The sequence below is a fragment of the Streptomyces sp. NPDC040589 genome, assembly GCF_055594445.1.
In genome coordinates this window covers 276,876-295,650 of record NZ_JBVIWP010000002.1, presented here as the reverse complement: position 1 = coordinate 295,650, position 18,775 = coordinate 276,876, and the positions used below count along the sequence as shown (strand labels likewise).

Here is an 18,775-nt window from a genome sequence, read left to right as displayed (position 1 = left end):
GACGACCCGGCCGGGTGCGGCCCCGGCCTGCGCCGCATCGACCCGGATGGGTGTGACCCCGGTGACCTCCGTGTCGGCCGTGCCGGGTTCGGCTCCGGCCTGCTCCATGACGACCCGGCCGGGTGTCACCCCGACCCGCTCCGCGGCACCTCCGCCGGGCCCGGCCCCCACCACGGCGTCCCCGTCACGCTCCGTCCCGCCGCGTTCCAGCCACAGGATCGCGGGGCCGTTCGGGGTCAGTCGGGCGGAGGGCCAGGTGGGGTTCGGTGGTGTTTCGGTGTCCTGTCGTGTGCCGTCGGGCTCTACTCGGACGTGGACGCGCCGCTCGGGGTCCACCAGCCGGGCCGGGCAGCCGGACAGTACGGCGGCGCCGCGTACGAGTGCCTCGACACCGGCCCTGGATTCGGCCAGGCGATCGAAGTAGGCGATGACCCGGACCGCCGCACCGGCATCCGGGTCGAGCGCGGTCAGGCGTCCGGCCAGCTCTTTCATAGGCCTATGGTGCGCCATGCGGCTGCCGGCCGAGGAGACGCCGCTGTCCGGAACCGGGCCGGGGCCGGGTGCCGCGGAAGCCCTGCCGTCACCCGTTCAGAAGCCTCCGCAGCCAGTTCACGTGCGCCGCCCGGGCCGACTGGGACAGCGCCGCCTGGGGTGCGAAACCGTCGAAGCCGTGGAAGCCGCCCGGCCATACGTGCAGTTCGGCCACTCCACCGGCCTGCCAGATACGCGAGGCGTAGGCGACGACCTCGTCGCGGAAGGTCTCCGCCGAGCCGACGTCGAGGAAGGCCGGGGGCAACCCGGTCAGGTCCTCGGCACGGGCCGGCGCCGCGTACGCCGGTACGTCGGGCCCGCCGCGCCGCGGGCCCAGCAGCGCGGTCCAGCCGGTCTCGTTGGCGGTGCGGTCCCACACCCCGAGGCCCGCCATCTGGTACGTCGACGGTGTGTCGTTGCGGTCGTCGAGCATCGGGCACATCAGGACCTGCCCGATCGGCTGGGGCCCCTTGCGGTCCCGGGTGAGCAGGGCCAGGGCCGCGCACAGCCCGCCGCCCGCGCTCGCACCCGCGATGACGATCCGCTCGGGGTCGGCGCCGAGCTCGGCGGCGTGGTCGGCCGTCCACAGCAGCCCGGCGTACACGTCCTCGACCGGCGCGGGATGCGGATGCTCCGGCGCCAGCCGGTACTCCACGGACACCACGACCGCGTCCAGCGCCTGCGCCCACGCCAGCGGGACGTCGACCCCGACCCGGTTGTTCCCTATGACCATGCCGCCGCCGTGCACGTGGTAGAGGACGGGCCGAGCCCCGGCGGTCGCCGGGGCGGCCGGCCGGCAGATCAGCAGCGAGATGTCGGGCTCGCCCTGCGGCCCGGGCACCTGCCGGTCCTCCACCTCGAACGTCCCGCCCATCGTCAGGTCCAGCTCGGCCAGCAGCTCTATGCCCGGGCCTTGGCGCACCTCGGCGATCTGGTCCGGCGTGAGACCCGGGCTGATCATGTCCTTGATCAGCTCCAGGGCCCCGGCGAGTTCGGGGTCGAACGGTGGCGGAACGTGCGTCATGGCGTCTCCTCACGCGAGGTCACGGCGGCTCGTGCTGCCATGGTGGGTCCCGCCGCCCGGGTCGCGGACGCCGCCGAGCGGCGGAACCTGCCCGCCGTACGGCGGGTGGCGCTCCGGCGTCGGGTGGCGCTCATGTGACGGGTGACGGCGACCGCGGTGAGCGCGGCTACCAGCACGCACACGCCCGGCCACCCGAAGCGGCCGTACGCACGCATGCCCAGCCACGAGCCGACGGCGCCACCAAGATACGCGCAGGTCATGTACGCGGTGGTGAGCCGGCTGCGCACCTCGGCCCGCAGCGCCTGGATCCGCACCTGGTTGGCCACCATCCCGGACTGCATGCCGACATCGAGCAGCAGCGTGCCCACGACCAGGGCCGCCACCCCCACCGCACCGCCGAGACCGCCCAGCGCCAGCACCGCGGCCGAGGCGCCCACCACCAGGAAGCACACCCGGTTGACCGCGTCCGGCCCGCGCCGGTCGACCTGGCGGCCCGCGACGGGCGTGCACACCATGGTCACCGCGTTGACCAGGGCGAGCAGTCCCACGGCCCCCGCACCCATGCCGTACTCCGGACCCGTGAGCAGCGGGGCCACCCCTGTCCACACGGCGGAGAAACCGGCGAACACCAGGGCCTGGTACAGGCAGGAGCGGCGCAGCCCGGGTTCCGTGCGCAGCAGACGCAGCGGCTCGGCGAGGAGCGCCGCGTAGCGCTGGGCGGAGGGCGGGGTCGTCCGTGGCAGGAGGCGGGCCGACAGGGCGGCCACCGCCAGGGACAGCACGGCGGCCAGGACGTACGGCGCCCGCCAGCCCAGCCGGTCACCGAGGGCACCGCCGACGGTGCGCGACAGCAGCATGCCCGCGAGGGAGCCGCTCAGCAGTGTGCCGCCGGTGACGCCGAGCCGTTCCTTCGGCACCAGACGGGCCGCGAGCGGACCGGCGAGCGGCGCGACCACCGTCGTCACCCCCACCAGGGCACTGGCCCCCACCAGCGGCACCAGCCCCGGCGCGGCGCTCGCGGCGAGCAGCCCGAAGCCGGTGACCGTGAGGAGCGTGACCAGCAGCGGACGGTGCGGGAGGCGGTCGCCGAGGGGGACGAGCAGGCAGATCCCGGCCGCGTAGCCGAACTGGGTCGCGGTGACGACGGCGGCGGCCGCGTCGGGCGAGACGTGCAGGCCGGATGCCACCAACGGGCTGACGGCCTGCGGGAAGTACACGTTGCCCACGGCCGCGCCGCAGACGAGGGCCAGCACCAGGATCAGCCGGGGGCTCGCGCCCGGGTGCGCTGTACGCTGCCGGTGGTCGTGATCCGTCATGGGCCGAAGTCCACGCCATGGCCGGGCGGTTGCCAAAGGATGTAGCGGGGGCCTTAATGATCAGCTTCCGGCTCGACGTCGAGGACCTCGCCGACACCCGCTTCGCGATCTCGCCCCTGCGCGAGGTGATGGGCAGCCTGCGCGCCCTGCGCGCCCCCGGCCTCTACCCGCTGCACGTGCGGTGGCGCGCCGCCGTGCTCCAGGGACTCGACCCGGCCGACGCCCGGCTGCTGGCCGCCCTGGTGGGGGACACCCTGGCCCTGCCCGACTTCCTGACCCCGAGGCCGACGTCCTTCGCGCCCACCTTCGACGAGCAGCTCACCGTCGTACGCGCCACACCTGCGGAGGCCGTACGCCGTGATCTGCTCGCCGCCCACGCGCCGCGGCCCCTGCCGGACGTCCTGCGGGCGGTCACCGCGCCCGGTGACGCGCCGGTCGCGGAGCTGCTGGAGGAGCTGTGCGCACTCCTGCGCCGCTACTGGGAGTCGGCGCTGCTGCCGTCCTGGCCCCGGATGCGGCTCGTCCTGGAGGCCGACATCACCCACCGGGCACGGCAGCTGGCCACCGGCGGCGCCCGGCTGCTCTTCTCCGACCTGCACCGCAACCTGCGCTGGGAGGACGACGGTGTCCTGCGGATCGACCGGATGCGCGGACGCCACCAAGTGGACGGCTCGGGGCGGGGCCTGCGCCTGATCCCCTCCCTGTTCGCGCACCAGCCGGCGCCCCCGGTCAGCGCCGCGGAACCGCCGATGCTCGCCTACCCGAGCCGGGGCGCGGGGACCCTGTGGGAGCCGGAACCCGAGCCGGACGCCCCCGCCCTCGCGGCCCTGCTCGGCGCGCCCCGCACCACGCTGCTGCGGCTGCTGGCCGAGCCCCTCCCGACGGTGGAGCTGGCCCGGCGCCTGGGTGTGACCCCGAGCGCCGTGTCCCAGCACCTGCGTGTCCTGCACGCGACGGGCCTGGTCACCCGGGCCCGCGACGGTCGCCGTGTGCTCTACCGGCGCAGCGCGCTGGGGGAGCGGCTGGCGCTGTGCGGCGGGTCCTGAGCGCTCAGCGGCTCGCCGTGCCCGAGCGCGCCGGAGCGGAGCCGGAGGCCGGCCCGCTGCGGGAGACGACGCGGGTCCCGCAGCCGTCGACGACCCGGACCTGCAGTGAGCCGCAGCCGCAGCGCGTCCACTCCGTGCGGCCCGTGGCGGTGGTGTGCCGGGACAGCACCTGGAACGGCTCGCCTCCGTCCGGCCAGCCGCAGTGCGGGCAGGCGGTGGCATGGGTGCTGGTCATGACTGACTCCTCGTACGTCGTGGCTGGTTGACCGTCGCGACACAGCCAGGGTGCGTCGAGATCTCCGTACACGTCCAGGTTGACTTTGTGGACGACATTGTGAAGCCTGGTCTACATGATTGACCTGCGCAGGCTGCACGTCCTCAGGGCCGTCTCCCACTACGGCACGGTCACCGCCGCCGCCCGGGCCCTGCACTTCACTCCGTCCGCCGCCTCCCAGCAGATCCGGCAGCTCGCCCGCGACCTGGACGTCGAACTGCTGGAGCCCCAGGGGCGCGGGGTGCGCCTCACCCCGTCCGCCGAGAGCCTGCTGGCGCACGCCGACGCCATCCAGGCCCGCTGGGACCTGGCCGAACTCGATCTACGGGCCGACCACGGAGCGCCCTCCGGGGTGCTGCGCGTGACCGGTTTCCCCGTGGCCATCTCGGTGCTGCTGGCCCCGATGGCGGCCCGGCTGGGCGAGCGGCATCCGCGCCTGTCCGTACGGATCGCCGAGGTGGGTGTCCCGGAGAGCTTCGACCTGCTCTTCGAGGGGCAGACCGACCTGGCGATCGTCGAGGCCACCCCGCTCAACCCGCCGCTGAGCGACACGCGGTTCGACCAGCAGCCGCTGCTGGACGACCCGTTCGACCTGGTCGTCCCCGAAGGCCACCGGCTCGCCGGGCGGGCCCGGGTCGATCTCGCCGAGGCGGCGCGCGAGGCGTGGATCGCGCCGGTGGAGGACAGCCCCTGTCGTCCGCACGTCCTGTCCGCCTGCGGCGCGGCGGGGTTCACCCCCGACGTCGTCCACCACGCCCTCGACTGGAACGTCACCGCCCACCTCGTCGCCCACCGGCTCGGCGTCGCCCTCGTCCCGCGCCTGGCCCACCTGACCCCGCACCTCCCGATCACCCGGGTCCGCTGCGCAGGCAACCCCCACCGCAAGCTCCTGACCTGCACCCGCGGCGGCGGCCACGCCCGCCCGGCGGTCGCGGCGGCCCTGCGGGAGCTGCGCGAACTGGCTCCTACGGCGGTCGCCTGACCGCCCGCATTGCATGCGTCAGGGATCGCCTGAAGGGCGGGCTCTCAGCGCCCCGGCGCCCCCACCCGCAGCGCGTCCATGACCAGGTCCAGTAGCCGGGTGGCGCGCGGTTGCCAGTCGGTGTGGGGGTCGATCGTCCAGAGGCCGCCGATCGTGAGGAAGAGATCGTCCGCGGTGATCCCCGGGCGGATGGTGCCGGCCTGCTCCGCGGCGCGGAGCAACAGTTCGGCCGCCTCCGTCACCGGCGTGTGTCCCGGCTTCGTGGGCTGCCCCGGTGCGCTCGTGGCCTGGCGGATGGCGTCGGCCAAGCCCGCCTTGGTCATCGCGAACCGCGCGAGCCGGTCCATCCACTCGCGCAGCGCCCGGTCGGGTTCCCGGCTCTCGAGCAGGGGCGCTGCGATGTCGGCGACCTGTTGCATCTCGTGGCGGTAGATCTCCAGGACGAGTGCCTCACGGCTGGGGAAGTGGCGGTAGAAGGTCCCCTGCCCGACGCACGCCTTCTTGGCGATCGAGCTCAGCGGAGCATCCGCCGAACGCGTCAGTTCGACCAGTGCCACTTCCAGGATGCGCTCGCGATTGCGCTGCGCGTCCGAGCGCAGGGGAGCGTCCTTCTTCTGCCGCACTAGCCCTCCTCGCGATCCCATGGCCGAAACTCGGCCCTTGTTAAGCGGACAGTTGTCCGTTACGTTTCCGGGTAACGGACAACTGTCCGCTTGCTCCATCGTATCGGTGTGCCGTCCGCGCGGACAGCCCGCGCCCCTGCCTCCTGGCCTCGCGACACTGAGAGAGAAGGCTTCCATGCCCCCATCGACGTCCAGCGACCTCACCCTGTCCGTCAACGGCGAGAAGTACACGCTGACCGTCGACCACCGCACCACGCTGCTCGACGCCCTGCGCGAACGACTCGATATGACCGGCACGAAAAAAGGCTGTGATCAGGGGCAGTGCGGCGCCTGCACCGTCCTGGTCGACGGCCGCCGGAGCGTCGCCTGTCTGCAGCTGGCCGTGGCGGCCGAAGGGCGCGAGATCACCACCATCGAAGGCGTGGCCGAGGGCGACCGACTGCACCCGGTGCAGCAGGCGTTCCTCGAACTGGACGGCTACCAGTGCGGCTACTGCACGCCGGGACAGATCTGTTCGGCCATCGCGATGATCGAGGAGCACGCCGCCGGCTGGCCGAGCGCGGCCACCGACGACGTACGACCCGAGGCGGGGCCACCACCCCTGACGCCGGAGGAGATACGGGAGCGCATGAGCGGCAACCTCTGCCGCTGCGGCGCGTACGTGTCGATCGTCCAGGCCGTGGCCCGGGCCGCCGAGTCCAAGGGGGCGGCGGTATGAGGGAGTTCGGCTACCAGCGGGCGTACGACGTCTCCGGCGCCGTGGCGCTGCTCGAAGGCGAGGGGGAAGCCCGCTTCCTGGGAGGCGGCACCAACCTGGTCGACCTGATGAAGACCGGCGTCGAGAGGCCCGCCCTCCTCGTCGACGTACGCGAACTGCCCCTGAACCGCGTCGAGCCCACCGAGGACGGCGGGCTGCGCATCGGGGCCACCGTCACCAACAGCGACCTCGCGGCGCACCCAGAAGTGCGGCGCCGCTACCCGGCGTTGGCACAGGCCGTACTGGCCGGTGCCTCCGGGCAGCTGCGCAACATGGCCACCGTCGGCGGCAACCTGCTCCAGCGCACCCGCTGCGGCTACTTCGCCGACGTCAGCGCCCCCTGCAACAAGCGCACCCCGGGCAGCGGTTGCCCCGCGATCGAGGGCGAGCACCACAACCACGCCGTCCTCGGCGCCTCCGACCACTGCGTGGCCACCCATCCCTCCGACATGGGCGTGGCCCTGGCCGCCTTCGACGCGACCGTGTCGTACGAGACGGCTGACGGGCCGGGGGAGGTGCCGCTCGCCGACTTCTACCTGCCGGTGGGGGAGACCCCGCACCTGGAGACCGCACTGCCGCCGGGAGCGCTGATCACCGGCGTCACCCTGCCGCCAGCGCCGGTCGCGGCCCACTCCCGCTACCGCAAGGTCCGCGAGCGCGCCTCGTACGCCTTCGCCATCGGCTCGATCGCCGCCGCGCTCGACGTCCGGGACGGCGTCGTGCACGACGTGCGCCTGGCCTTCGGGGCCGTCGCCTCCCGGCCTTGGCGGGCCCGCGCGGCCGAGGGCGTCCTGCTCGGCGCACCCGCCGACGCCGAGACCTTCGCGGCCGCCGCTGAGCTCGAACTGGCCGCCGCCAGGCCCCTGCCCCACAACGGATACAAGGTGACCCTGATGCGCAACCTCGTCGTCGCCGTGCTGAGCGAACTCGCCGAGGAGGCCGCCCGATGACCACCGCCACCAGGGGATCCGTCGGCTCCGCGCACACCCGCGTGGAGGGCCGCGACAAGGTCACCGGAGCGGCCCGCTACGCCGGTGAGATCCCGTTCGCCGAACTCGCCCACGGCTGGCTGGTGCTGTCCACCGTCGCCCGCGGCCGCGTCCGCGCCCTGGACACCGAGGCCGTGCTCGCGATGCCCGGCGTCCTCACCGTGCTCCACCACCAGAACGCCCCGCGCGTCGACACCGACTACGTGGGGCTGATGGGCATGGCCCCGGACCCGAGCATCGCCCTCTTCCAGCACGACCGGGTGGCCCACCTGGGCTGGCCGGTGGCACTGGTCGTCGCCGAGACGTCCGAACAGGCCCGGGAGGCCGCCGAGTCCCTCCAGGTCCACTACGACCAGGAGCCGCACGACGTCGCCTTCTCCGCCGAGCGGCAGACCGAGGCGTACGCGCTCGACGGCCACATGCCGGGCGTGGTCGAGAAGGGCGACCTGGAGGCCGAGCTCGCGGCGTCCGCCGTCGTGCTGGACGCGGAGTACACCACTCCGGAGGAACACCACAACCCGATGGAGCCGCACGCGGCGACGGCCCGTTGGGAGGGCGGCCGGCTCGAGGTCGTCGACTCCAACCAGGGCACCATCTGGGTCGCCGGCGAGCTCGCCAACCTGTTCTCCCTCGACCCGGCCTCCGTGCGGGTGCGGTCCGAGCATGTCGGCGGCGGCTTCGGCAGCAAGGGTGTCCGGGCCCACCAGGTGGGCGCCGTGATGGCCGCGACCGTTCTGCAGCGCCCGGTCAGGGTTGTCATGACCCGCCGGCAGATGTTCTCGCTCGCCGGGTACCGCAGCCCCACGGCCCAGCGGGTCAGGCTCGGCGCGGACGCGGACGGGCGGCTGCGCGCGCTGGACCACCGGTCCCTGAACCTCACCTCGGCCGTGCACGAGTTCGTCGAGCCGAGCGCCGCGGCGAGCCGGTCGATGTACGCCGCCGACGCCCACCACACGGCCAGCCGGATCGTGCGGCTCGACGTACCGACCCCGACGTGGATGCGCGCCCCGGGCGAGGCGCCGGGCTCGTTCGCGCTGGAGTCGGCGCTCGACGAACTCGCCGAGCGGTGCGGTCTCGACCCGATCGAGCTGCGCATCCGCAACGAGCCCGAGGTGGGGCCGGTGTCCGGGCTGCCGTTCGGCAGCCGCAACCTGATCGCCTGCTTCCGGGAGGGCGCCCGCCGGTTCGGCTGGGCGGACCGGGACCCGCGGCCCGGAGTGCGCCGCGACGGCCGCTGGCTGCTCGGCACGGGCACCGCCGCCGCCTCCTTCCCCGCCGGAGCCATGCCCTCCACGGCGGCCGTCACCGCGGAGGCGGACGGCACCTTCACGGTGGGGATCAACGCCGCTGACATCGGCACCGGCGCCAGGACCGCGCTCACGCTGGTCGCCGCCGACGCTCTGGAAGTGGCGACGGACCGCGTCCGGGTACGCATCGGGGACAGCGACCTCGGCCCGGCGATGATCGCCGGCGGCTCGATGGGTACCCGCTCCTGGGCCTGGGCCGTCACGGCCGCCGCCGACGAGCTGCGCAGGAGTCTCGCGCCGGGCGCCGACATCCCGCCGGAGGGCATCACCGTACGGTCCGACACGACCGAGGCCATCGGCGCCCTCGCCCAGAAGGAGCGGCACTCCTTCGGGGCGCAGTTCGCCGAGGTCGCCGTCGATCCGGCCACCGGCGAGGTCCGCGTACGCCGCATGCTGGGCATTTTCGCGGCCGGCCGGATCGTCAACCCGCTCACCGCACGCAACCAGTTCGTCGGCGGCATGACCTGGGGCATCTCCATGGCCCTGCACGAGGAGGCCGTACGGGACCGGGCCAGCGGCGGCCTCTACGGCGCCGACCTCGCGGGCTACCACGTCGCCGCGCACGCCGACGTGCCCCACATCGAGGCCGACTGGGTCGACGACCCCGACCCGGACGACCCGGTGGGCATCAAGGGCATCGGTGAGATCGGCATCGTGGGTGCCGCCGCGGCGGTCGCCAACGCCGTGTGGCACGCGACCGGTGTACGTCACCGGAACCTGCCGATCCGGCCCGACCGTGTCCTGATGGCGGGCGGCGATGCTTGACCTGGCCGGGCAGCTCCACGAGTGGATCGAGGAGGGCCGGGAGTTCGCCGTCGCCACGGTCGTCGCCGTCGGCGGCAGCGCCCCGCGCCCTCCCGGCGCCGCCCTGGCCGTCTGCGCCGACGGCGTCGCCATCGGCTCGGTCTCCGGGGGCTGTGTCGAAGGCGCCGTGTACGACCTCTGCCTCCAGGCCCTCCAGGAGGGCGAGACGCTCGTCGAGCGGTTCGGCTACAGCGACGAGGACGCCTTCGCCGTGGGTCTGACCTGCGGCGGCACCATCGACATCATGATCACCCCGTTCGGCGGCGACCGGGCGACCCAGGCCGCCGCGCTCTCGGCGGCCGCCCGTGGCGAGCCGGTGGCTCTCGCCCGGGTGGCCCGGGGGCCCGCCGACCTCCTCGGCCGGGCGGTGCTCGTACGCCCCGACGGCTCGCACGAAGGCGGTCTCGGCGGCACCCCGGAGCTGGACCGCACGGCGATCAGCCAGGCCCACGCCCTGCTGGACAACGGCCGCACGGGCACGGTCGAGCTCTCCGAGGACGGCTCGCACTGCCCGGGCGGTCTCACCCTGCTCGTGGAGTCGGCCGTGCCGCCGCCCCGCATGATCGTCTTCGGCGCGATCGACTTCGCGGCGGCCCTGGTCCGGGCGGGGAAGCTCCTCGGCCATCACGTCACCGTGTGCGACGCCCGCCCCGTCTTCGCCACCCGGGCCCGCTTCCCCGACGCCGACGAGATCGTCGTGGACTGGCCCCACCGCTATCTGCGGGCGACGGAGACCGACGGACGCACGGTGCTGTGCGTGCTCACCCACGACGCGAAGTTCGACGTGCCCCTGCTGACGGAGGCCCTGCGACTGCCGGTCGCCTACGTCGGTGCCATGGGCTCCCGCCGCACCCACCAGGACCGCGACCGGCGCCTGCGGGAAGCGGGCGTCGGCGAGCGCGAGCTGGCCCGGCTGAGGTCGCCGATCGGACTCGACCTGGGCGCTCGTACGCCCGAGGAGACCGCCGTGTCCATCGCGGCGGAGATCGTCGCGGCACGGCGGGGCGGAACGGGTCTGCCGCTCACCGGCTCGGGGACCCCGATCCACCGGGCCGAGCAGCTGCCCCAAGCGGTCTGACACCGTCGAGAACATGCCGGAGGGGCCGCAGCCCGCAAGGCTGCGGCCCCTCCCCGGCACCGCTCGCACCGGTCGCGTGACGGGTCAGGCGGCGGCCGGCTCCGTGGCCTGGCCGTGCAGACGGGTGATGACCTCGGTCAGCTGCTCGGCGACCTCGGCGTCGTCCGCCGGGTGCGTCTCGGCGAAGCGGGTCAGCGAGCCGGGGATGGACAGCTTGACGTCCTCCAGCACCTTGGCGCCGGCGATACCCACGGACTTGCGGGTCTCGTCGTGGGCCCAGACACCGCCGAACTGGCCGAAGGCGGTGCCGACCACGGCGACCGGCAGACCGCTGAGAGCACCGGCGCCGTACGGGCGGGACAGCCAGTCGATGGCGTTCTTCAGGACGGCCGGGATGGTGCCGTTGTACTCGGGCGTGAACAGGATCAGGCCGTCGGCCGCGTCGGCGGCCTCGCGCAGCTTCACGGCGGCGGCCGGAACGCTGCCCTCGACGTCGATGTCCTCGTTGTAGAAGGGGATCTCGGCGAGGCCCTCGAACAGGTTCACCTCGGCACCCTCGGGGGCGAGCTTGACGGCCGCCTCGGCGAGCTGGCGGTTGTGCGACCCGGCGCGAAGGCTGCCGACGAGCGCGAGGATGCGAACAGACATGGTGACTCCCACGTAGAGAAAGACTGCTGCGAAACACAGCCGTTACGATCCGGACCGAGGTCCGTTTAATGTTCTAGCATCCTAACCGGACCGCGGTCCAGTTTTGTTCCCGATGCTTTACGCTGGCTTCATGTCCACCGCCCCGCCCCCCTTCCCGACGCCTCAGGAGCCCGTCGCCCTTCCCGAGCTGCTCCAGCTCGAGAACGCCCCGGAGGCCGACGAGCCGTGCCTGCGGGCCGACGCCGCGCGCAACCGGGCCCGGCTGCTGGAGGCCGCCGGGCGGCTGGTGGCGGAGCGCGGCGCGGACGCCGTCACGATGGAGGCGGTGGCCGCGGCGGCCTGCGTCGGCAAGGGCACGGTCTTCCGCCGGTTCGGCGACCGCACCGGTCTGCTGACGGCGCTGCTCGACCACTCCGAGAAGAAGTTCCAGGCCGCGTTCCTCAGTGGCCCGCCGCCGCTCGGACCCGGCGCGCCGCCCGTGGAGCGGCTGCGGGCGTTCGGCCACGGGATGCTGCGCCGGTCGGTCGACGAACTGGAGCTGCAGCTGGCGGCCGAGCCGGGCGCGAACCGCCGCTTCGTCGTCCCGGCCCGCCGGGTACTGCGCCACCACGTGGCCATGCTCCTGCGGCAGGCGGTCCCCGACGCGGACTGCGAACTCCTCTCCCACACCCTGATGGGCCAGCTCGACCCGGCCCTGATCCACCACCTGACCAAGCAGTGCGGGATACCCCTGGCCCGCCTCGAGGAGGCGTGGACCGACCTGGTCGACCGGCTGACGGGCACGGAATCCACCCGCTAGGAGCGCCCGCCACCCACCGTGAACGCTCACGGCTTCGTCACAACTCCCCCGCCGGAAGCGCGCATTGAGGCTTCTGCCAAGATGCCGTACGTCATGGTGCAGATACCGAAAACGCCCGCGCCCCCGTCCCCCGCACCGATGCGCTCCGTGCCCACGAGCGCCGATGTGGCCCGCCTGGCCGGCGTCTCGCGCGCGACCGTCTCCTACGTCCTCAACAACACCAGCGCCGTACGGATCAGCGAGCCCACGCGCCGCCGGGTCCACGAGGCCGCGAAGGAACTCGGGTACGTGCCGCACGCGGCGGCCCGCTCCTTGCGCGCCGGGCACAGCCGCATGGTCCTCATCCCCGCGCCGACCTTCCCCGTCGGCCCGCTCTACAACCGCTTCCTCACCGATCTCCAGGTCGCTCTCGGCGGCCTGGACTACACGGTGGTGCAGTACGGCACCGGAGGCCCGCACGGCGACGACGCCGCCCGCGCCTGGGCCGAACTGCGGCCCGTGGCCGTGCTGGTGCCGGGTTCCGGACTCGGTCCGCAAGGAGTGGCGGTGCTCAAGCGCTCCGGGGCCCGGGCCGTGGTCACCCTCGGCCCCGAGACCATCGAGGGCGCGCACGCCCTGCTCATGGACCACGATGTCGTCGGCTACAGCGCGGGCGCCCACCTCTACGACCGCGGCCGCCGCCGGATCGGCGCCGTTGTCCCGCAGGAGGCCGGCCTCGAGGCGTTCTCCGCGCCCCGGCTCGACGGTGTGCGCCAGTCGCTGCGCGGCACCGACGCCACGGTGACCGAACTGCCCCTCGCCTACGAGGAGCAGGCCGCGGCGCGCCTCGCCGCCCGCTGGCGGACGCTCGGCCTGGACGCCGTGTTCACCTACAACGACGAGTACGCGATGCTGCTGATGCGGGCCCTGCAGGACGAGGGTATCCGCGTCCCGGAGGAGACGGCCGTGGTGGGCGCCGACGATCTGATGCTCGGCCGGCTGCTGCGGCCGCGGCTGAGCACGGTCCACCTGGAGCTGCCCTCCGGCCGTGAACTCGCCGAACTGGTCGACCGCGCCGTGCGTAAACCAGGGACCGAGCCCGAGACGCACAAGGTGCTGGGCGCGACGGTGCTGCACCGCGACTCGAGCTGACCCGACCGGAAGACAACTCCTCGGCAGGCGGCCGGAATTGTCCGGCCGGCAGGCGGCATGCCGGTCATCGCCAGGTGCATGACTAGGATGTTGCATCCTCAACAAAATGGGGGCGCGTGCGAACGCGGCCGCAGCCCACACGGCTGCCCGGGATCGCCGCGCCCCGCCCTTGTGACCGCCGAACCGGCCACGTTCCAGCGGGAGTTCACCCACCCCGCACGCCGGTGACCGATCGATCGGAGAGCCGTCATGCCGCTGCTCGACACCAAGACCTGGCAGCCCCGCGCCCTGGCCGGGCCCGGGTACACCGTCACCGAGCCCGCCACCGGCCATGCCCTCGGCACCCTCGCCCTCGCCACCCCCGAGGACGTCGGCGCCGCCGCCGGGCGCGCGGCCGCCGCCCAGCGCGAGTGGGCCCGCGCCCCGCACTTCGCCCGCGCCGCCGTACTCCGCAAGGCGGGCGACCTGTTCACCGCGCACGCCGCCGAACTGCGCGAATGGATCGTCCGCGAGTCCGGTTCCGTCCCCGGCAAGGCCGACTTCGAACTGCACGTCGCCGCCCAGGAGTGCTACGAGGCCGCCGCGCTCGCCTCCCGCCCGGCCGGACAGGTGCTGCCCAGCGAGGCACCGCGCCTGTCGTACACGCGCCGCGTCCCGGCCGGTGTGGTGGGTGTGATCTCCCCGTTCAACGCCCCGCTGATCCTGTCCATCCGCTCGGTCGCGCCGGCCCTGGCCCTGGGCAACGCGGTCCTCCTGAAGCCGGACCCGCGCACGGCCGTCTGCGGAGGCCTGGCCCTGGCCGCGGTCTTCGCCGCCGCGGGCCTGCCCGAGGACCTGCTGCACGTGCTCCCCGGCGGCCCGGACGCCGGACAGGCCCTGGTCTGCGACCCGCGCGTGCCGGTCATCTCCTTCACCGGCTCCACCGCCGCCGGACGGGCCGTCGGCGAGGCCGCCGGCCGTCACCTCAAGCGGGCCCACCTGGAACTGGGCGGCAACTCGGCCATGATCGTGCTGGAGGACGCCGACCTCGACGCGGTGATCTCCACCGCCGCCTGGGGCTCGTTCTTCCACCAAGGCCAGATCTGCATGACGACCGGGCGCCACCTGGTGCACGCGTCCCTGTACGACGAGTACGTCGAGCGGCTGGCCGCCAAGGCGGACTCCCTGGCCGTCGGCGACCCGTACCGCGACCACGTCCACCTGGGCCCCATCATCGACTCCGGGCAGCTCGACAAGATACGCGGCCTGGTCGACTCCAGCAGGGCCGCGGGCGCCAAGATCGCCGCGGGCGGCACGCACGACCGGCTCTTCTACCGGCCCACGGTCCTCGCCCACGTCGACGACCGCACCCCGGCGTACACGGAGGAGGTCTTCGGCCCGGTGGCGCCCGTGCGCTCCTTCAGCACCGCCGACGAGGCGGCGGCCCTCGCCGCGCAGAGCCCGTACGGCCTCTCCCTGGGCATCGTCACCAGGGACACCGCCCGCGGCCTGGACCTCGCCGAGCGCGTCCCCACCGGCATCGTCCACATCAACGACCAGACCGTGAACGACGAGGCCGTGGCGCCGTTCGGCGGGGTGGCCGCCTCCGGAACCGGCGCCCGCTTCGGCGGCGAGGCCAATCTGGAGGCCTTCACCGAACTGCGCTGGACGACGGTACGCGGAGACGTGGCCCCGTACCCCTTCTAGGCCGGACACGGCTTCCAGGCCGGACACGACGCAGGGCCCGGCCCGGCCGGAGGATGCCCGGCCGGGCCGGGCCCGGGGCGGTCGCTCGGGGGCGTCTGCTCGCCCCCGGGCGGCTTACTCGCTCCCCTGCGGCTGCTGGGCCTGCTGCTCGGCGACGGCCTTGCGGACCTCGTCCATGTCCAGGCCCCGGGCCTGGCCGATCACGTCGGTCAGGGCGGCCTCGGGCAGGGCACCCGGCTGGGCGAACACGGCGACCTGGTCGCGGACGATCATCAGCGTGGGAATCGACTGGATACCGAAGGCCGCGGCCAGCTCAGGCTGCGCCTCGGTGTCCACCTTGCCGAACACCAGGTCCGGGTTCTCCTCCGCCGCCTTCTCGTAGACCGGGGCGAACTGCTTGCACGGCCCGCACCAGGACGCCCAGAAGTCGATCAAAACGAACTCGTTGTCCGTGACCGTCTGGTCGAAGTTCTCCTTGGTGAGCTCCACGGTGCTGCTCATGGTGTAAATCCCTCTTCCTGGTGTGGGGGCAAACCGTCGGCACAACACGGCCGACCTGGTAGGTATTCCGCGCCCCTACCCGTGTGGCCAGGGCGCACACCACCCACCAGACTGACCCCATGACGGAAACGGAAACCAACGCGTACGACGTCGTGGTACTCGGGGCCGGGCCCGTGGGGGAGAACGTCGCAGACCGCGCCCGCGCGGCCGGTCTGACCACCGCGGTCGTGGAGAGCGAACTGGTCGGCGGCGAGTGCTCGTACTGGGCGTGCATGCCCAGCAAGGCCCTGCTGCGGCCGGTCATCGCCCGGGCGGACGCCCGCCGCGTACCCGGCCTGAGCCAGTCGGCGCAGGGCCCCCTCGACGCCTCCGCGGTCCTCGCCCACCGGGACTACTACACCTCCCACTGGAAGGACGACGGCCAGGTCGGCTGGCTCGACTCCATCGGCGCCGACCTGTACCGAGGCCACGGACGGCTCACCGGCCCCCGTACGGTGACCGTCACCGGCCCCGACGGCGCCGAGCACGTCCTGACCGCCCGGCACGCCGTCGCCGTCTGCACCGGCAGCCGCGCGTCCCTGCCCAAGCTGCCCGGACTCGACGAGGTCGAGCCGTGGACCAGCAGGGAGGCCACCAGCTCCCCGAGTGTGCCCGGCCGGCTGATCGTGGTCGGCGGCGGCGTGGTCGCCACCGAGATGGCCACGGTCTGGCAGGCGCTCGGCTCCCAGGTCACCATGCTGGTCCGCGGCAAGGGCCTGCTTCCCCGGATGGAGCCCTTCGCCGGGGAACTGATCGCCGAGGCGCTCACCGAGGCCGGCACGGACGTCCGCACCGGCACGTCGGTCGAGTCGGTGACCCGCGAGGGCGGCAGCGTCGTGGCCGTCACCGACACGGGTGACCGCATCGAGGCCGACGAGATCCTCTTCGCCATCGGCCGCGCGCCACGCACCGACGACATCGGCCTGGAGACGATCGGCCTGGACCCCGGCTCCTGGCTGCCGGTCGACGACAGCCTCCGCGTCACCGGCCACGACTGGCTCTACGCGGTCGGCGACGTCAACCAGCGTGCCCTGCTCACCCACCAGGGCAAGTACCAGGCGCGCATCGCGGGCGCCGCCATCGCCGCGCGGGCCACGGGGGAATCCCTCCTCGCCCAGCCCTGGGGCGCCCACAGCGCGACCGCCGACCACGCCGCCGTCCCCCAGGTCGTCTTCACCGACCCGGAGGCGGCGGCCGTGGGCCTGTCTCTGGCCGAGGCCGAGCACGCAGGGCACCGGGTGAAGTCCGTCGACGTGGACCTCTCCACCGTCGCCGGCGCCGGCCTGTACGCCGACGGCTACAAGGGCCGCGCCCGCATGGTCGTCGACGTAGAGGCCGAGATCCTCCGCGGCGTGACCCTCGTGGGCCCGGGCGTGGGCGAACTCATCCACTCCGCGACGATCGCCGTAGCCGGCGAGGTCCCGGTCAGCCGCCTGTGGCACGCGGTCCCGTCCTACCCGACGATCAGCGAGGTGTGGCTCCGGCTGCTGGAGGCGTACCGGGACGCGTGACCGGCCTGGTCACGCGTGCGCGGCCACCACCAACTCCCGGTAGTCGTCGCTCCACAGGTCCTCCTCCGCCTCGGGCAGCAACAGCACCCGGTCCGGTCGCAGCGCGTCCACCGCGCCCTCGTCGTGGGTGACCATGACGATCGCGCCGGGGTAGGTGCCCACCGCGGCCAGGACCTCGGCGCGGGAGGCCGGGTCGAGGTTGTTGGTGGGCTCGTCGAGGAGCAGGACGTTGGCGCCCGAGTGCACGAGGCCGGCGAGGGCGAGCCGGGTCTTCTCGCCGCCGGAGAGGACGCCGACGCGCTTGCCGGTGTCGTCGCCGGTGAACAGGAACGAGCCCAGGACCTGGCGGACCTCGCCGTCGGTGAGGTGCGGGGCGGCACCGGCCAGATGCTCACGCACCGTCAGTTCCGGGTCCAGTGTGTCGTGTTCCTGGGCGAAGTAGCCGAGCCGCAGCCCGTGCCCGTGGACCACCCGGCCGCTGTCGGGTGTGTCCTGACCCGCGAGGATGCGCAACAGGGTCGTCTTTCCCGCGCCGTTGGGGCCGAGTACGACCAGGCGGCTGCCCCGGTCGACGGCCAGATCCACGCCCCGCAGGACGTGCTGCCCGCCGTACGACCTGGTCAGGCTCACGGCGCCGAGCGGGATCCGGCCGCAGGGCGCCGGCTCCGGCAGCCGGATCCTGGCCGTCCGCTCGGCACGCCGGGCCGGTTCGAGGTCGGCGAGCATCCGGTCGGCCCGGCGTGCCATGTTCCGGGCGGCCACCGCGGTCGCCACCCGGGCCCGCATCCGGTCGGCCTGGGCGTGCAACGACGCCGCCTTGCGCTCGGCGTTCGCCCGCTCGCGCGCCCGTCGCCGCTCGTCGGCGTCCCGCTGGACGAGATAGGCGTCCCAGCCGGTGTTGTGGACGTCCAGCGCGGCCCGTCCCGGGTCCAGGTGGAACACCCGGTTCACGGTGCCGGCCAGCAGGGACGTGTCGTGGCTGATCATCACAAGACCGCCCTGATGACTTGCCAGGAACGCGCGCAGCCAGGTGATCGAGTCCGCGTCGAGGTGGTTCGTCGGCTCGTCCAGCAGCAGGGTGCCGTGCCCGGCGAACAGGATGCGGGCCAGCTCCACGCGCCGGCGCTGACCGCCCGACAGGGCGCCGAGCGGCCGGTCCATCAGGTCCGCCGGCAGCCCGACCCCGGCGGCGACCCGGGCGGCCTCCGCCTCGGCCGCGTAGCCGCCGCGCGCCTGGAACTCGGCCTCGGCCCGTACATAGGCGTTCATCGACCGCTGGGCACCGTCGGCCATCGCGGACTCGGCGCGGCGCAGCGCCCGTACGGCGCGGTCCAGGCCGCGCGCGGACAGGATCCGGTCGGTGACCGTGACCGACTGGTCGGCCGCGCGGGAGTCCTGCGGGAGATGGCCGACGTCGCCGGTGCGGGCGACGGTTCCGGCTGCGGGCCGCAGGGCGCCCGCCAAGGTGTGCAACAGGGTTGTCTTTCCCGCGCCGTTGCGGCCGACCAGGCCGACGCGGTCGCCGGGGGAGATGTGGAGGGAGACGCCGGACAGCAGCAGACGCGCGCCCACGCGCACGTCGACGTCACGAACGGTGATCATGAGAAAACGCTCCGAACGGGAATTCCGAACAAGAATTCCGAATAAGCAAGAGGACACACGGGTGGCGTGGAAGCGGGTCCTCGGCTAGGAAATTCGGGGCGTAGACATGGGCATCACGGTAGCTGAG

Annotated in this window: 17 protein-coding genes and 1 pseudogene; 10 read left to right on the top strand and 8 right to left on the bottom strand. The window is 73.6% G+C overall.

What is annotated here, in order from left to right; all coding sequences use genetic code 11:
* Positions 1–197: 197 nt before the first annotated feature.
* The 3 genes and pseudogenes from ACZ58V_RS08370 to ACZ58V_RS08360 all read right to left on the bottom strand — a co-directional run.
* Positions 198–492 (bottom strand): annotated as a pseudogene (locus ACZ58V_RS08370) (helix-turn-helix domain-containing protein); the annotation flags it as partial.
* A gap of 88 nt (positions 493–580) precedes the next feature.
* Positions 581–1,555 (bottom strand): alpha/beta hydrolase, encoded by a 975-nt coding sequence (locus ACZ58V_RS08365; RefSeq protein ID WP_468185116.1) that lies wholly within the window; start codon positions 1,553–1,555, stop codon positions 581–583.
* On the bottom strand, positions 1,552–2,871 hold the full coding sequence (locus tag ACZ58V_RS08360) for an MFS transporter (RefSeq protein ID WP_468185118.1): 1,320 nt from the start codon (positions 2,869–2,871) through the stop codon (positions 1,552–1,554). The genes ACZ58V_RS08365 and ACZ58V_RS08360 overlap by 4 nt, the downstream gene beginning before the upstream one ends.
* A gap of 56 nt (positions 2,872–2,927) precedes the next feature.
* Here ACZ58V_RS08360 and ACZ58V_RS08355 point away from each other — a divergent pair, with 56 nt between their 5' ends.
* Positions 2,928–3,917: an ArsR/SmtB family transcription factor gene (locus ACZ58V_RS08355; RefSeq protein WP_471289021.1), complete on the top strand. Its 990-nt coding sequence runs from the start codon at positions 2,928–2,930 to the stop codon at positions 3,915–3,917.
* Between the two features lie 4 nt (positions 3,918–3,921).
* On the opposite strand, the gene ACZ58V_RS08350 is transcribed toward ACZ58V_RS08355, so the two are convergent.
* Positions 3,922–4,152: a hypothetical protein gene (locus tag ACZ58V_RS08350; RefSeq protein ID WP_184587521.1), complete on the bottom strand. Its 231-nt coding sequence runs from the start codon at positions 4,150–4,152 to the stop codon at positions 3,922–3,924.
* A 115-nt stretch (positions 4,153–4,267) separates the two neighbouring features.
* Between ACZ58V_RS08350 and ACZ58V_RS08345 the strand changes: the two genes are divergently transcribed.
* The gene (locus ACZ58V_RS08345; protein WP_468185123.1) at positions 4,268–5,173 is read left to right on the top strand and encodes a LysR family transcriptional regulator; all 906 of its coding nucleotides are present in this window, start codon (positions 4,268–4,270) and stop codon (positions 5,171–5,173) included.
* 44 nt (positions 5,174–5,217) lie between these two features.
* Here the strand turns inward: ACZ58V_RS08345 and ACZ58V_RS08340 are convergent, their stop codons facing one another.
* Positions 5,218–5,796, bottom strand: coding sequence for a TetR/AcrR family transcriptional regulator (locus ACZ58V_RS08340; RefSeq protein ID WP_471289020.1), 579 nt, complete (start codon positions 5,794–5,796; stop codon positions 5,218–5,220).
* Positions 5,797–5,971: 175 nt separating this feature from the next.
* Between ACZ58V_RS08340 and ACZ58V_RS08335 the strand changes: the two genes are divergently transcribed.
* The 4 genes from ACZ58V_RS08335 to ACZ58V_RS08320 are packed head-to-tail and all read left to right on the top strand — an operon-like array spanning position 5,972 to position 10,731.
* Positions 5,972–6,514: a (2Fe-2S)-binding protein gene (locus ACZ58V_RS08335; protein WP_432970564.1), complete on the top strand. Its 543-nt coding sequence runs from the start codon at positions 5,972–5,974 to the stop codon at positions 6,512–6,514.
* Positions 6,511–7,503: an FAD binding domain-containing protein gene (locus tag ACZ58V_RS08330; RefSeq protein WP_468185129.1), complete on the top strand. Its 993-nt coding sequence runs from the start codon at positions 6,511–6,513 to the stop codon at positions 7,501–7,503. Before ACZ58V_RS08335 ends, ACZ58V_RS08330 begins: the two co-directional genes overlap by 4 nt.
* Positions 7,500–9,614 (top strand): xanthine dehydrogenase family protein molybdopterin-binding subunit, encoded by a 2,115-nt coding sequence (locus tag ACZ58V_RS08325; protein ID WP_471289019.1) that lies wholly within the window; start codon positions 7,500–7,502, stop codon positions 9,612–9,614. Before ACZ58V_RS08330 ends, ACZ58V_RS08325 begins: the two co-directional genes overlap by 4 nt.
* Entirely contained in the window at positions 9,607–10,731 is a 1,125-nt protein-coding gene (locus tag ACZ58V_RS08320; protein ID WP_471289018.1) for an XdhC family protein, read from the top strand. The genes ACZ58V_RS08325 and ACZ58V_RS08320 overlap by 8 nt, the downstream gene beginning before the upstream one ends.
* 84 nt (positions 10,732–10,815) lie before the next feature.
* On the opposite strand, the gene ACZ58V_RS08315 is transcribed toward ACZ58V_RS08320, so the two are convergent.
* Positions 10,816–11,379 (bottom strand): NADPH-dependent FMN reductase, encoded by a 564-nt coding sequence (locus ACZ58V_RS08315; protein WP_468185136.1) that lies wholly within the window; start codon positions 11,377–11,379, stop codon positions 10,816–10,818.
* Positions 11,380–11,509: 130 nt separating this feature from the next.
* Here ACZ58V_RS08315 and ACZ58V_RS08310 point away from each other — a divergent pair, with 130 nt between their 5' ends.
* From ACZ58V_RS08310 to ACZ58V_RS08300, 3 genes are all read left to right on the top strand, one after another.
* Positions 11,510–12,178, top strand: coding sequence for a TetR/AcrR family transcriptional regulator (locus ACZ58V_RS08310; protein ID WP_471289017.1), 669 nt, complete (start codon positions 11,510–11,512; stop codon positions 12,176–12,178).
* Positions 12,179–12,259: 81 nt separating this feature from the next.
* On the top strand, positions 12,260–13,309 hold the full coding sequence (locus tag ACZ58V_RS08305) for a LacI family DNA-binding transcriptional regulator (protein ID WP_468185141.1): 1,050 nt from the start codon (positions 12,260–12,262) through the stop codon (positions 13,307–13,309).
* 249 nt (positions 13,310–13,558) lie between these two features.
* Entirely contained in the window at positions 13,559–14,995 is a 1,437-nt protein-coding gene (locus ACZ58V_RS08300; RefSeq protein ID WP_468185143.1) for an aldehyde dehydrogenase family protein, read from the top strand.
* A 114-nt stretch (positions 14,996–15,109) separates the two neighbouring features.
* Here the strand turns inward: ACZ58V_RS08300 and trxA are convergent, their stop codons facing one another.
* A complete protein-coding gene (gene trxA / locus ACZ58V_RS08295) occupies positions 15,110–15,496 on the bottom strand; it encodes a thioredoxin (protein WP_184587485.1) in 387 nt (128 codons plus the stop codon).
* 119 nt (positions 15,497–15,615) lie between these two features.
* On the opposite strand from trxA, the gene ACZ58V_RS08290 reads away from it, so the two are divergent.
* Positions 15,616–17,046: a dihydrolipoyl dehydrogenase family protein gene (locus ACZ58V_RS08290; protein WP_471289015.1), complete on the top strand. Its 1,431-nt coding sequence runs from the start codon at positions 15,616–15,618 to the stop codon at positions 17,044–17,046.
* 9 nt (positions 17,047–17,055) lie between these two features.
* Here ACZ58V_RS08290 and ACZ58V_RS08285 read toward each other — a convergent pair whose 3' ends face one another.
* The gene (locus ACZ58V_RS08285; RefSeq protein ID WP_471289013.1) at positions 17,056–18,648 is read right to left on the bottom strand and encodes an ABC-F family ATP-binding cassette domain-containing protein; all 1,593 of its coding nucleotides are present in this window, start codon (positions 18,646–18,648) and stop codon (positions 17,056–17,058) included.
* Between the last annotated feature and the right edge of the window lie 127 nt (positions 18,649–18,775).